This is a genomic window from Streptomyces pseudoechinosporeus (assembly GCF_054783935.1).
Window position 1 is genome coordinate 16,749 of sequence record NZ_BAAGPS010000002.1, and the last position, 13,174, is coordinate 29,922.

Genomic DNA, 13,174 nt, shown 5'->3' on the forward strand with positions numbered 1-13,174 from the left:
CCCGAGACTCCCCTGATCTTCGAAGCACCGGGCGCCTCGGGGATCAAGGCCCGATGCCTCGGGGACGATTTCAGGGTTCGGCCAGGGTCGTCCCGACTGCCGCCGGGCCGCCGCGGCCGTCACCATGGACACATGACAGATCACACGCACGCCGCGACGGGTCCAGTACCCGGCTCCGGCCCGGGCCCCGGCGAGGCTTCGCCCACCGGGCCGCGGGACACGGTGCCCGCCGCCGGCGCCCCGGCCACCGCGGGTGAGGAACCGCGCGCGCACGGGGACCCGCCCGCGCCCGGGGATCCAGTCGTGCCCGAGGTCCCGCAGAAGTTCCGGCGCGACCGGCGGCACAAGATGCTGGGCGGCGTGTGCGCGGGGCTCGGGCGGCAGTGCGACATGGACCCGGTGATCTTCCGCATCGGGCTCGCGGTGCTCTCGGCGAGCGGCGGCATCGGCCTCATCTTCTACGGCTTCGCCTGGCTGTTCGTGGCCTACGACGACGAGGACGAGAACGAGCTGCGCAAGCTGCTCACCGGCCGCGTGGACGGCCAGGCGCTGACGGCCGTGCTCTTCGCGCTGGTCGGCTGCGGGGTGTTTCTGTCCATGCTGGGCAACGGAGGGGTGCTCACCTTCGCCACCACGCTCGCGCTGGTCCTCGCGGGCGCCGGTTACTGGTCACGGCAGCGCGGCGCCCCCGGCCCCGACCCGCTCGCCGCGCAGGCGGCGGCAGACGCACCACCGGAGGCGCAGGCACCGCCCGTCCCCGACTCCTTCTCCTCCTGGTGGCGCGACCCCATCATCAAGGACGGCACACATGTGGGAGGCACGGGTTATCTGTGGGGCCCGGGCGACACCCGGGACCGGGACATCGCGGCGGCGGTCAATATCGCGCAGGGCAATTACCGCCCGGACATACGGACACGCGAGCCGAAGCCGCGCGGCCCCCGCTGGATCGGCGGCTGGGTGTTCCTGCTCGCCCTGCTGGCGGGCACGCTCGGCACCGGTGCGACCTGGGAGGAACACGCGCTGGGCACCAGTCTCCAGACGGGCCTCGCCTGCGCGCTGATCGTGTTCGGCACAGGCATAGCGGTCAGCGCGTTCCTGGGACGTACGGGGGCGGGGTCGATCTTCCTCGCGATCATCACCGCGGCGCTGCTGGCCTGCTCGGCGGCGCTCCCGAAGGACATCAGCACGAACTGGGTGCGCACGAACTGGACGCCCGCCGCAGCGGCGGACGTACGGCCGACGTACGAACTCGGCACCGGAGTCGGCACGTTGGATCTGACCCGGATAGACCTCGCCAAGGGCCAGATCCTGACGACGAGCGTCGAGGTGGGCGTGGGCCAGCTCAAGGTCGTCGTGCCCGACGACGCGACCGTGAAGCTGGTAGTCGACGTGGGCGTCGGTGACATCCAGTTCCCCGGCGACGGAAAGCAGGACGTGGACGTGGCCCCAGGCAAGTACGAGCAAAAGACCCTCAAGCCCACGGGCAACACCAAGAATGGCGGCACGCTCGACCTCACCCTCGAAGTCGGCGTCGGACAGGCGGAGGTGTCCCGTGCTACGTCATGACTTCCAGCCCGGCCGACTGATAGCGGGCTTCTTTCTCACGCTCACCGGCATCGTCTACGCCGGCGACGCGGGCGGCCTCTGGGAGACCCCTTGGTTCGCGGTGATCCCGCTCGTCACCGGCGGCCTGTGCCTGGCAGCAGCAGCGGGCACGGTGACGTACGCGATACGCCACCGCCGCAAGAGCCTTGCTTCCCGGGAGCCGCGGGAGACGCCCACGCAGAGCTAAGCGGTCTCGGGGAAGTGAGGCACGCCCCCACGCCTCCCCCACTGCCTTAAAGGCGTGGGAGGTACCCCCAGGCACGGCACCTCGCCGCACTGCCGCATCACCCAAGTACGTCCAGTACGAGGGCGATGCGGCAGCACGCCGATGCTCCCCCAGCTACCGCTGGGGGTGCCCCCAGAGGTGCCCCCAGCACCGGACGACGCGGGAACGCACCCCACCTCCCCGAGACCGCTTAGGGCCTGAGCTCCAGAGGGCGTAGCCCTAGTACGCCCCGGCTCGCTGCCTGCGTCGTGATCGCAGCATCGAGTCGATGGAGAACACCGACGCGCCGGCGAGTACGAGGGGGAGCCAGGCCATCAGGTAGGGGAGGTCGTTGCCGTAGTAGTACGGGTCCGAGGGCCAGCTCACGGTGAGCCAGAGGCTGAGGGAGATCATGGCACCGCCGAACGCGGCGAGCCGGGCGAACAGGCCGATCAGGGTGCCGATGCCGACGGCGAGCTCGCCGAAGGCGATGGCATAGGCGAAGCCGACCGGGTTTTTGAGGGACAGGTCGACGAGTTCCGGGATGGCCGAGGAGTCGCGCACCGTGCGCATCATGTCGCCGATCGAACCGGAACCGGCCTCCGACATGAACGCACTGTCGGTGAGCTTGTCGATCCCCGCGTAGATGAAGGTGACGCCGAGGAAGACGCGCAGCGGCAGCAGGGCGTACCGGGTGGCGGCGTCCCGCCAGTCCCTGCCTCCACCGTCGAGGTAACCGGAGTGCGTATCCATCCGCATACCGTGAGCCATCGCACTCCGCCACCTCTCACCGAACCGACAGTTCGCCCCTCAACAGACCATACGTACGCCAGAGTCCGGCGGCTCAACCCCGGACGGCACTTTTTGCCTCAAAAGTTGTGCCTCGTGCCTCCGGCGGTTGGGCGGGGGCCTACGGGGGCGGTGGGTTCGGTTTCGTTGGCGACTGCGGGTCCGTCGTGGCTGGTCGCGCAGTTCCCCGCGCCCCCAAAAGGGGCGCTCCCGGAGCCGCCAGCCACAACCGACCCGCACTTGCCCACCGGCGGGAGGGGCCGTGGGCCGGTGCGTCGTATGCCCGTCGCTTAGGTTCTGTCTCAGGCCACCCGCACCCTGTACCAGCAAAGGGCCGTACGCCCCGCCTGCGACGGGCTGACGCACCGGCCCACGGCCCCGACCCACCCACCGGACCCCAAGGGACGCGGGGAACGGCGCGACCAGCCACCCACAACCCGCAGCCGCCCCACCGCCGGAGGCACCCCGCGGGGAACGGCGCGACCAGCCACAACGCACCCGCAGCCAGCAGCGAACCCAACCGACGGAGTCAATCCGTCACATCAATCCCGTAGCGATTCGTCTCCACCCCCGCCGCGGTAACCACCTGCACCTCCACCCGCCCAGGCTCCACATCCGCAGGCACCGGCACAGTGAGAACCGCGTCGGACGGGTTGCTGAAGCCCCCGGCCACGGGCACGAGCGGCACATGCACATGGACGGGGCCGATCCGGACCACCATCCGCGACAGACGTTCAGCCGTGTGCGCGCCCGGAGGCACAAACCCGGCCCCGCGGATCTCGATGTCGTCTCCCGTACGGATGGGCGCGTCCAGGTCCCCGGCCTCGCGGGAGCGGACGACCGAGAGAATCACCGGTCGCCCGCCCTCGGCGTACTTGGCGGCAACGTATGTCGTGGCCGACACCAGCACCACCAACGCCAGTCCCCACGGCAGATCCGGCAACTGCTCGGGCCGCCGAGCGAGCCGTACCGCGGCGAAGGCCAGCGCGGCACCGGTGATCACCACGTACTGCGTGTCCGCGAAGCTGCCCCGCCCCGAGTCATCGGTCAGCAGGTCAGCGGCCCGCGGCCGGTCGGCACGTATCTTCTGCAGGCGCTGGCCGAGCACCCGCAGGCCCACCACCCGCCGCACCAGCACAGCGATTCCGCACGCCACGGCGAGAACGGTGACGAGCCCGGCACCCCGGGCGAGTTCGAGCCCGGAGACCAGCGCGTCACGCTCGCCCGGCGAGGAGGCGCCCGCGAGCCGGCCCGCCAGTACCAGCACGGCGTAGACGACGAACAGCACCCAACTCGCCGCCACCGCACGGGAAGTGGACAGCCGGTTGTCCTCACCGATGACCGGCGCCAGCGCACCCCCACGCGCCCGGTGGAACCACGACGCTCCGACCAGCAGCCCGCCCACGACGACCGCGGCGAGGAAGCCGGCGGTCCGCGCGGCAGTCCAGCCCGCCCCGATCGCGGTGAGCGCCTGCACCAGAAGCAGGCCGCCGACGACTCCCGCCACCGCGAAGGCCGTACGCCGCCACAGCAACCCCAGCCATGCCGCAGCCTCGGCCCGGCCCCGCTCGGCGACGAGGTCCGCGGACTGGGTCAGCTCGTCCGACACCCACTGCCGCGAGGCCCCCGCCGAGTGCGCGACAGCGGCGGGCAGCCCCCGGCCGGAGGCCAACTCGTCCCGCTTGGAAAGGAATGCGGCAACGGCTCGTCTATGCCCTTCGCGCGCCCCCTGCGGACAGTCCCCGCAGGTGCAGCCCCCTTCGTGCGCGCCCTGTCCAGCCTCCTGCACCGCCACCGCCCGTTGCCGCCTTCCCGCACCGCTCCGTAGAACCAACTCGTAGAGCCGACTCATAGCCCCAAGTACCAGGCACCGGGATTGTGCCGTACGCCACTCCGCCCCCACCCGGCAGGTCCGGTATCCGGTCAGCGCCGACGAATCACTCCCACCGCACTGGGGAGCCCCGCGCCCCAACCCCCCACCCCATGTTGACCCGGCTGCGAGAATTTCCGTATGGCCGAGATCATCCAGCGCGACGGGACCTGGGCCTTCGACGGCAACACGGTCCGGATCACGCCGGGACTCCACCGCTCCGTACCGCTGTTCCGGCAGACGTACGGAGAGATCGCCGTGCCGCTCGAAGCGGTCGCCAGCGTCGTCTACGAGCCCGAACGCAAGCGCGGCCGGCTGCGCCTGAGACTCCGCGAGGGCGCCGACCCGCTGCTCCAGGCGACCGGTGGCCGCCTTCCCGACGCGGCGGACCCGTACCGGCTGACGGTGGACCTCGACCGATCGGGCATCGCCGAGTACGTCGCCGAGGAGATACGCCGTGCGCTGCTCCTCGAGCAGATCCCCAAGGAACCCGCGAAGGAGTACCTCCTGCCGGGCCCGCCCGTGCCGGTGTTCGTCCGCTCCAGCGACGGCACGGTGTCGTTCGACGGGAACCAGGTCAGGATCGACTGGAGCGACACCTCGGACCGGGTGAAGCGCGCGACGGGCCCGCGCATCATCGACGTACCGGATCTCGTCCAGGTGGAGTGGCTGCCCAACTCCGGTTACGAGGACGGCTTTCTGCGCTTTGTGACCCGCGAGACGGCGTTCTCCAAACTCCCGCCCGAGAAGGACCCGTTCGCCCTCGACCTGTGGGGCAGCGCCCGCCGCGACCTGCTCACGGCGCTGGTCGCCACCGCGGTCACGGCTCGTCTTCCCCACCCGTCCACCCGCACCGGCGAATACCTTCCCGCCGACGCGCCCCGCCTCCCGCTGACGCCCCGGGATGCCGTACCGCCCGAGCCCGAGCCCGAGAATCACGACGTACTCCTGCGCCGACTACGGGAGTTGGGCGAGCTGCACCGCGAAGGCGTGCTGACGGACGAGGAGTTCGCGGCGACGAAGGCCGCCGTACTCCGCAGATTCTGAGCACCAGGAGCTCCGGGAAAGGCTCCCCAGAACGGCCCCGGCACCCGAACCGTCACGACAACAGATCCGGCTCACTCCGGCTGATGTCCTGCCACAGCGGCTGATAGTTGATCCACGCCACCAGATCCCCGCCGAGCTGCTCCCGCGTCGCCACCGCCTGCCGGTGGTCGATGAGCACGGGCCGGCCTGCCGCGCGGGCGGTGAGCTGGACCTGGCTAGAGCGTTCCATGGACACGAACCACCAGGCCGCCGCGTCGACCGAGTCGCCGACGGTCAGCAGTCCGTGGTTGCGCAGCACCAGCGCCTTGCGGGAGCCGAGCGCGGCGGCGATCCGCCGCCCCTCCTCGGCATCCACGGCGACGCCGGTATATGCGTCGTACAGTGCGTGATCTTCGTAGAAGGCGCAGCTCTCCTGGGTGATCGGGTCGAGCAGTTCGCCGAGCGCGGCCAGGGTGCGCCCGTGCACCGAGTGGCAGTGGGCGACCGCGACGACGTCCGGGCGGGCGGCATGCACCTGGGCGTGCACGGTGAAGGCCGCCTGGTTCACGTGATAGCGCCCCTCGATCACCTGCCCCTCTCCGTTGGCCATGACAAGATCGCCGACGGTGACATGTTTGAAGGGCATGCCGAACGGGTTGACCCAGAAGCAGTCGCTGAACTCCGGGTCGCGCGTGGTGATATGGCCGGAGACCCCGTCCTCGAAACCGAGCCGCCCGAAGATCCGCAACGCCCCCGCGAGCCGCTCCTTGCGATGGCGCCGCTCGTCGTCGAGCGACTCGTGCATCGGCGGCATGGCGAAGCGCAGTTGCTCGGTGGGTCGGGGCAGGGGCGGTGTGGGCCCGTGCATATGTCCTCCAGCCCAGAGGTACGGACTTGTTTGCAGCCCGGAAGTTACCGTCGGTCAGCGCAGGAGAACAGAGATGTTCGTGAAGAGAGTGCACAACCGTTGTGCGGGGTCGTTTGTCTGCGTGTCTGGGAGAATAAGACTGACTCGTCAGTTGAATCATAAAGAAAGGGCGGAGGGATGAGGGGAGGCATGAACAGAACCGAGGGCATGAACAGAACCGAGTACCGGGTCGCCGAGATGCTCCACCAGATCGCGACCCGTGACGTCGTCGTGCTGAACGACACCACCGGCTCACCGGGCAGACTCGCCGCGCTCACCTATATCGCCGTCCAGTACGGATTCCGGTACGGGGAGACGAGCAGGAACGGCCAGACGCTCCAGGTCCGCCTGATCCGCGACACCCGCCCCGAGGCGCGCCGGCGGAGCACGGCGACACTCAGCCGCCTGGCGGCCGGCCGCACGCCGGGCATGCGCCCCGGCACCCTCAAGCCCCTGCCGGACGCGGCGCCCGCGGTCGGGCTGCTCAAGGCCCGGATCGAGTACGACTCCCTGGACGACGACCCGGACTGGCGCCGCAAGGCCGTCTTCATGAGCGCCAGCGCGTTACTGATGGCACTGCTGCTGATCCCCGTGGGATGGAGGGCGTCGCTCTGCGCGAGTGCCGCGATGGGCATGGTGTTCGCGGTCCTCCTGCTCAGGGAGGACGTACGCAAGGACCGGCTGGCACGGCGGCTGCGGGCACACGGGCTGCTCTGAGCCCTCTGAGGCGCATCGCCTCAACCGCTCTTCAAAGACGACAGAAGATGTCGGGTATCGGCGCGAGACTTGTCGTATGACGTCGAACTGGGCAGCCTTCACCGCCGCCGAACCCGACCTCGCCAAGACGGCCGAGGAACGCTTCGGCGCCTTCACGCACCACATCCTCGCGACCCTCCGCAAGGACGGGTCGCCCCGTACCTCCGGGCTCGAAGTCCGTTTCCGGAACGGCGAGTTGTGGCTCGGCATGATGCCGAACTCGCTGAAGGCGCTGGACCTGCGCCGCGATCCGCGCTTCGCGCTCCAGGCGAACCCGGGGGCCGGGACGGAGATGGCGGGCGGCGACATACGGATCTCGGGACGGGCCGTCGAGGTCACCGATCCCGAGACGGTGGCGCTGTATACGGAAGAAGCGGAAGAGGTGGAACCGCCGGAGCCGTTCCACCTCTTCCGCACCGAGCTGACGGAGGTCGTACGCACCTACGTCGAGAACAACGCGTACCTGGTCGTGCAGATCTGGAAGCCCGGCGAACCGCTGCGCATCGTCAAGCGCAAGTGAGCCGGAGCCTTCAGGACGTCACTCCCACTCGATCGTGCCCGGCGGCTTGCTCGTCACGTCGAGGACGACGCGGTTGACGTCCGCGACCTCGTTCGTGATCCGGGTCGAGATCTTCGCGAGGACGTCGTACGGCAGTCGCGACCAGTCGGCGGTCATGGCGTCCTCGCTCGACACCGGGCGGAGCACGATCGGGTGGCCGTACGTCCGGCCGTCACCCTGGACGCCGACGCTGCGCACGTCCGCGAGCAGCACGACCGGGCACTGCCAGATGTCGCGGTCGAGGCCGGCCGCGGTCAGCTCCTCGCGGGCGATGGCGTCGGCCTCGCGCAGGAGGTCCAGACGCTCCTTCGTCACCTCGCCGACGATACGGATGCCGAGGCCCGGGCCCGGGAACGGCTGGCGCTGGACGATCTCGTCCGGCAGGCCCAGCTCCTGGCCGACCATCCGGACCTCGTCCTTGAAGAGCTTGCGCAGCGGCTCGATCAGCTGGAACTCGAGGTCTTCCGGGAGCCCGCCCACGTTGTGGTGGGACTTGATGTTGGCGGTGCCGGTGCCGCCGCCGGACTCGACCACGTCCGGGTAGAGGGTGCCCTGCACGAGGAAGGCGACCTCGGGGCCCGCGTCCGCGATGATCTCGGCCTGCGCCTGCTCGAAGACCCGGATGAACTCGCGCCCGATGATCTTCCGCTTCTCCTCGGGGTCGCTGACCCCGGCGAGCGCCTTGAGGAAGCGCTCCTCGGCGTCGACGACCTTCAGCTGCACACCGGTGGCCGCGACGAAGTCCTTCTCGACCTGCTCGGTCTCGCCCTTGCGCATCAGACCGTGGTCGACGTACACGCAGGTCAGCTGCGAGCCGATGGCCTTCTGCACGAGGGCGGCGGCGACCGCGGAGTCCACGCCACCGGAGAGCCCGCAGATGGCGCGCTTGTCGCCGACCTGCTCGCGAATGGCGGCGACCTGTTCGTCGATGACGTTCCCGGTGGTCCAGTTCGGGCTCAGCCCCGCGCCCCGGTACAGGAAGTGCTCGAGCACCTGCTGGCCGTGTGTGGTGTGCATGACCTCCGGGTGGTACTGGACGCCGTACAGCTTCTTCTCGTCGTTCTCGAACGCGGCGACCGGGACGACGTCCGTGGAGGCGGTGACGGCGAAGCCCTCCGGGGCCGCGCTGCACGCGTCGCCGTGGGACATCCACACCGACTGCTCGTCGGGGGTGCCCTCGAAGAGGGTGGAGCCCGACTTGGAGACGTGCAGGGGCGTACGGCCGTACTCGCGGGCGCCCGTGTTGTCCACCGTGCCGCCGAGGGTCGTCGCCATCAGCTGGAAGCCGTAGCACATGCCGAAGACGGGGACGCCGGCTTCGAAGATCTCGCGGTCCAGGCGGGGGGCGCCCTCCGCGTACACCGACGAGGGGCCGCCGGAGAGGATGATCGCCGCCGGGTTCTTGGCGAGCATGTCCTGGACCGGCATGGTGCTCGGCACGATCTCGCTGTAGACCCGGGCCTCGCGGACCCGTCGGGCGATGAGCTGGGCGTACTGCGCACCGAAGTCGACGACCAGGACGGTGTCGGGGGCGGTGGGGTTCGCTTCTGGCACGGGTTGCCTTCCGGCGGTTGAGCAGGGCTGTGTGCCCGAGTTTAGCTGGGAGCCCGGTGGTGGTGGCGCCGTCACTGGGGGCTCCGCCCCCAGGCCCCCGTATCGGCCTGAACGGCCTCGTCCTCAAACTCCCCCACTCTCGGCTTCGCTCGAGCGGGGGGACCCCCACGACGGGCTTGATGCTGACCCAGCTTGGAACGTCCACCCTCGCGCATGCATACTGGCCCCATGCTCACGCACAAGACCTTCGTCTTTACCTATGGCATCCGGCCCACCGGCTGCCATGGTCGTGCTGCTTGAGCTAGTGACAAGCGACTTACCAGGCGCCCCGGGCCGACAAGGTCCGGGGCGCCTGACGTTTCCGGACCTTGCCGCTCCAGGGCCTCCCTCTAAAACTCGAAGACTCGAAGCAGAGGAGCCCGACATGGCTGACGTACTCGACAAGACCGGCGCCCGTACCGACGAGGCCGCCGGCGTGATCACCGGCGCCCGCGAGCGCATCGACGCGCTCGACGACCGGATCATCGGTCTCGTGCAGGAACGCATGGCCGTGTCCGCCGTGATCCAGGAGGAGCGGATCGCGTCCGGCGGCCGGCGGGTGAACCTGTCGCGGGAGATGGAGATCCTCGGCCATTACAGGGAGGCGCTGGGCAAGCCCGGTACGTCGCTGGCGATGACGTTGCTGGAGCTGTGCCGGGGCCGCATCTGAGTGCCTGTATCCGAGTCCCCGCATCTGAGTTCCGCGTACGCACGTACCCATGGCCCGTTCCCGCAAGACGCGTGACCGCGCCGCGACGCGCTTCGTTGGTGTCGGTGTCCGTGCCAGCCAGGGGCGGGCCCGAAGAAACCACGCGTGGGCTCCGCTGGAGCGATGAGGCGTACGGACGTGCGTCGTGACCTCGCTCCAGTAGACGTGACCGGACGGCAGGGGACAGCAGGCCGGTCGCAGCAAGAGAAGGCCGGCTCCGGGGACGCCCGGAGCCGACCCGCCGAATCTGTGTGAGGGCGGTCGAAACGGTTGCGAAGGCCTCCGCACATCGAGCACGATGCGTAGAGCAGTCCCAAATCGAACAGCCCACCCGAGTCCCAGCGCAGACAACCGCAATGCCTCCACTGACTGCCAAAGGTCTACACCACTGACGCTCCCCAAGTGCTCCGGGGCGCAGACCGGCGGACACCAGAACCACCACTGAACCAGCGGCGCTTCCCCCGGCGCCGCTCCGCAGGCACCGGCGCTGCCCTGACGTCGGTGCTGACCGGGAAGGGCCCCGCGGATCCCCCCGCCGCGGGGCCCTTCGCCTGCCCGGACTGCCTGTGCTTCCCGTCAGGCTCCCCAGGTCCCCTCAGGTCCGCGAGACCGTGCCGCACGTGTCGGAGTTCCGGATGTCGCGGCTGCGGTCGTACGGGTCGACCGTGGGCCCTGTCGGCGCCGGCCCCTGGGTGAGGCCCGAGTCGAACTGCGGGTGAATGTAGCCGTCGTAGACACCGCAGGCGGAGTTGGCGAGATCCTGCTCGGAGCGGACCACCAGCAGCTTGCCCGGGGTGACCTGGACTCGCGCCGGGTCGGCGAGCTCCGTCTCGAGGATGCGGCGCACGATGACGCGGTCCACCTCCGTGGAGTCCGGGTCGGCGGGGGCCACCGCGTAGACGAAGGTGTAGTCGGCGTGGACGACGACGGACCCGTTCTCGCCCGGTTCGAAGGTCAGGCGCCCACGGGTCTTGACCACATCGCCGACGAGCCGCACCTCGTCCTTGTCGAACCGGCTGAACAGCAGCAGCGGATCGTTCTCCTTGTCCGGCTTGCGCAGCCAGGACCGCACGTCGGAGAGCATCCGGGGCTGCTTGGGGTCGAGGATGTCGAGCACGGTCTCCGGCGTGCCGCCGAGCAGGGTCTTCCGGTCGAGGTTCGCGTCGACGAGCAGGGCCTTGGTCTGCTTCAGGGCCTGGTCCACCTCGTCCTTGCTGAACGAGCCAACCGCCTTCGCCTCCGGCAGCACGATTCCGGCGGCCCCGTCGGCGTACCGGGCGGCCGGAGATCCGGCGAACGGCTGGTCCAGTGTGGGCGTTCCGGGTGCGGCCGAGGGGGCGGTGGACGGGGGCGCGGTCTCCTCGGGCAGCGGGGCCGCGGATTCCGTGCCCGTACCGCCCGTGCCGAACGGGTCGCCGGGCAGCAGGGACGGCTTCATGGCGACCAGGGCGACGGCGAGCACCAGCGGTACGCCGATGATCGCCCAGAGCTTGCGGCGGCGGGCGGGCCGCCCGCCCATCCCCTGCAGGTCGGGACCGGTGCGCCACCCCGGCGGCACCTCGCCCCGCGCGTCCTGCTGACGCAGCCGCTCCGTCACCATGCGGGCTCGCGCGGAGGGCTCCTTGGGTGCGTCGGAGATGCCGATACCCAGCTCGCTGTCCCGTACGAACTTCTCCCACATGTCGCCTGCGGAGTCCTTGGGGCCCTCGGAGCCCCTGGGTCCCTCGGACGGCTTCTCGGCCACGGCGCTCGCGCCTCTCCCCTGTCAACTGCCCACCCACGATGGGCAGACGAGGATCCGTTCTAAGCCGTGGCCAAGGGAGTTCACAAGTCGAGCACGGAGTTCACGTGTGTGACTCAGCCCACATAAGAATCCTGTGAAATTGAGGACAACCATTCACAGGGTTCCCGTGTCTCACTTGCGGAACCAACAGCCCCACCGCGTCCCGTACGCGTGAGGCGTCCACCCACATCTCGTACCGCGAAGCTGCGGTACGCCTGGACTCACCGAGGTCTTGATGAAGCTTCGCCGTGCCCTGGCCGCTGCGGCCGCTACGGCCGTCATAGCCCCGCTCGCGCTGCTGTCCGCGCCCGCCGCGTTCGCTACAGACGGTCCGAGCACGACGACCACCACGGAACCCGCTGCGCCGACGACCGACCCGACGGCTCCGACTACGGATCCGACCACGGACCCGACGGCGCCGACCACCGACCCCACGGCCCCGACCACCGACCCGACGGCGCCGACCACCGACCCCACGGCCCCGACGACCGACCCGACGGCGCCGACCACCGACCCCACGGCCCCGACCACCGACCCGACGACCTCTCCGAGCCCCAGCGAGAGTGCGCCGGAGGACGGTGACGAGGCCGAGCTCTGCGTCGACGAGGACGGCAACGACCTCACCGAGCTCAGCGCCGACCTGAAGAGCGGCCTGTCGGGCCTGCCCGACACGATTGTCGCGGGCAGCGGCTGGACCAAGTTCTCGTTCAACGTCTCCAACAACGGTGACGACGAGATCAAGGACATCGCACCGCTGATCGGTGTCGCGGCTTTCGGCTGGGACGACGAGGAGGACTACTCCGGCGAGATCAGCGTGCAGGTCCTCGACAAGGCCACCGGAACGTGGCAGGAGGTCGCGGGCGCCGCGGGCGAGGGTGGCACGTTCACGCCGTTCTCGCTCGGCGCCGGCAAGTCGACCTCGTACCAGCTGCGGCTGAGCGTCAGCGGTAAGGTGCCGGACTCCATCGGCGTGACCGGCGGCTTCGCCCAGTACTCGGACGACGAAGGCTGCTGGATCGCCGACGACCCGAACGGCTGGGTCTACTTCTTCGACATCCTCGCCGCCGGCTCCGACCCGGGCAAGCCGTCCGAGGCCAAGCCCGAGCCCAAGCCGCAGACTGGCGGCAAGAAGGAAATCACCCAGGCCAAGGCGGTGGACGTCTCCGGCTCGCTCGCCGAGACCGGTTCCAGCTCCGCCCTGCCGATGATCGGCCTCGCCGGCGGTGCCGCCCTCGTCGCCGGTGCGGGCGCGGTGTACATCGTGCGCCGCCGCAAGACCGGTGCCGACGCGTAACGCTCGGCGCTGACGCGTAAGGCGTAACGCTTCACGCGGTCGACGCTTCACGCGGTCGACGCTTCACGCAAGAGACGA

At 69.9% G+C, this 13,174-nt stretch carries 12 protein-coding genes; 7 read left to right on the forward strand and 5 right to left on the reverse strand.

What is annotated here, in order from left to right:
• Positions 1-132: 132 nt before the first annotated feature.
• Both ACYVO6_RS02545 and ACYVO6_RS02550 read left to right on the forward strand, forming a co-directional pair.
• Complete coding sequence (locus ACYVO6_RS02545) at positions 133-1,566, forward strand: PspC domain-containing protein (protein ID WP_461056747.1); 1,434 nt, start codon at positions 133-135, stop codon at positions 1,564-1,566.
• Complete coding sequence (locus ACYVO6_RS02550; protein WP_461056749.1) at positions 1,553-1,792, forward strand: hypothetical protein; 240 nt, start codon at positions 1,553-1,555, stop codon at positions 1,790-1,792. The genes ACYVO6_RS02545 and ACYVO6_RS02550 overlap by 14 nt, the downstream gene beginning before the upstream one ends.
• A 258-nt stretch (positions 1,793-2,050) precedes the next feature.
• Here ACYVO6_RS02550 and ACYVO6_RS02555 read toward each other — a convergent pair whose 3' ends face one another.
• Both ACYVO6_RS02555 and ACYVO6_RS02560 read right to left on the reverse strand, forming a co-directional pair.
• Positions 2,051-2,581 carry a DoxX family protein gene (locus ACYVO6_RS02555; RefSeq protein WP_033329205.1) on the reverse strand — a complete coding sequence of 177 codons (531 nt, stop codon included), beginning with the start codon at positions 2,579-2,581 and terminating at the stop codon, positions 2,051-2,053.
• 547 nt (positions 2,582-3,128) lie between these two features.
• Positions 3,129-4,394 carry a hypothetical protein gene (locus ACYVO6_RS02560; RefSeq protein WP_461056751.1) on the reverse strand — a complete coding sequence of 422 codons (1,266 nt, stop codon included), beginning with the start codon at positions 4,392-4,394 and terminating at the stop codon, positions 3,129-3,131.
• 216 nt (positions 4,395-4,610) lie between these two features.
• Between ACYVO6_RS02560 and ACYVO6_RS02565 the strand changes: the two genes are divergently transcribed.
• Positions 4,611-5,516 carry a DUF4429 domain-containing protein gene (locus ACYVO6_RS02565; protein ID WP_461056753.1) on the forward strand — a complete coding sequence of 302 codons (906 nt, stop codon included), beginning with the start codon at positions 4,611-4,613 and terminating at the stop codon, positions 5,514-5,516.
• A 52-nt stretch (positions 5,517-5,568) separates the two neighbouring features.
• Here ACYVO6_RS02565 and ACYVO6_RS02570 read toward each other — a convergent pair whose 3' ends face one another.
• Entirely contained in the window at positions 5,569-6,363 is a 795-nt protein-coding gene (locus tag ACYVO6_RS02570; RefSeq protein ID WP_461056755.1) for a class II aldolase/adducin family protein, read from the reverse strand.
• A 189-nt stretch (positions 6,364-6,552) separates the two neighbouring features.
• Here ACYVO6_RS02570 and ACYVO6_RS02575 point away from each other — a divergent pair, with 189 nt between their 5' ends.
• Positions 6,553-7,119, forward strand: a complete 567-nt coding sequence (locus ACYVO6_RS02575; RefSeq protein ID WP_461056757.1) for a hypothetical protein — start codon at positions 6,553-6,555, stop codon at positions 7,117-7,119.
• 76 nt (positions 7,120-7,195) lie between these two features.
• Positions 7,196-7,678, forward strand: coding sequence for a pyridoxamine 5'-phosphate oxidase family protein (locus ACYVO6_RS02580; RefSeq protein ID WP_461056759.1), 483 nt, complete (start codon positions 7,196-7,198; stop codon positions 7,676-7,678).
• Between the two features lie 18 nt (positions 7,679-7,696).
• Here the strand turns inward: ACYVO6_RS02580 and guaA are convergent, their stop codons facing one another.
• Positions 7,697-9,271 (reverse strand): glutamine-hydrolyzing GMP synthase, encoded by a 1,575-nt coding sequence (guaA, locus tag ACYVO6_RS02585; protein ID WP_461056761.1) that lies wholly within the window; start codon positions 9,269-9,271, stop codon positions 7,697-7,699.
• Between the two features lie 424 nt (positions 9,272-9,695).
• Between guaA and ACYVO6_RS02590 the strand changes: the two genes are divergently transcribed.
• The gene (locus ACYVO6_RS02590; RefSeq protein WP_461056763.1) at positions 9,696-9,980 is read left to right on the forward strand and encodes a chorismate mutase; all 285 of its coding nucleotides are present in this window, start codon (positions 9,696-9,698) and stop codon (positions 9,978-9,980) included.
• A 634-nt stretch (positions 9,981-10,614) separates the two neighbouring features.
• On the opposite strand, the gene ACYVO6_RS02595 is transcribed toward ACYVO6_RS02590, so the two are convergent.
• The gene (locus tag ACYVO6_RS02595) at positions 10,615-11,763 is read right to left on the reverse strand and encodes a hypothetical protein (protein WP_461056765.1); all 1,149 of its coding nucleotides are present in this window, start codon (positions 11,761-11,763) and stop codon (positions 10,615-10,617) included.
• Positions 11,764-12,037: 274 nt separating this feature from the next.
• Here ACYVO6_RS02595 and ACYVO6_RS02600 point away from each other — a divergent pair, with 274 nt between their 5' ends.
• Positions 12,038-13,096 carry an LAETG motif-containing sortase-dependent surface protein gene (locus tag ACYVO6_RS02600; RefSeq protein WP_461056767.1) on the forward strand — a complete coding sequence of 353 codons (1,059 nt, stop codon included), beginning with the start codon at positions 12,038-12,040 and terminating at the stop codon, positions 13,094-13,096.
• Positions 13,097-13,174 lie beyond the last annotated feature (78 nt).

Coding starts and splice junctions, on each gene's coding strand:
- ACYVO6_RS02555 (WP_033329205.1), bottom strand. CDS start 2,581: ATGGCTCACGGTATGCGGATGGATACGCACTCCGGTTACCTCGACGGT.
- ACYVO6_RS02570 (WP_461056755.1), bottom strand. CDS start 6,363: ATGCACGGGCCCACACCGCCCCTGCCCCGACCCACCGAGCAACTGCGC.
- ACYVO6_RS02590 (WP_461056763.1), top strand. CDS start 9,696: ATGGCTGACGTACTCGACAAGACCGGCGCCCGTACCGACGAGGCCGCC.
- ACYVO6_RS02580 (WP_461056759.1), top strand. CDS start 7,196: ATGACGTCGAACTGGGCAGCCTTCACCGCCGCCGAACCCGACCTCGCC.
- ACYVO6_RS02565 (WP_461056753.1), top strand. CDS start 4,611: ATGGCCGAGATCATCCAGCGCGACGGGACCTGGGCCTTCGACGGCAAC.
- ACYVO6_RS02600 (WP_461056767.1), top strand. CDS start 12,038: ATGAAGCTTCGCCGTGCCCTGGCCGCTGCGGCCGCTACGGCCGTCATA.
- ACYVO6_RS02575 (WP_461056757.1), top strand. CDS start 6,553: ATGAACAGAACCGAGGGCATGAACAGAACCGAGTACCGGGTCGCCGAG.
- ACYVO6_RS02545 (WP_461056747.1), top strand. CDS start 133: ATGACAGATCACACGCACGCCGCGACGGGTCCAGTACCCGGCTCCGGC.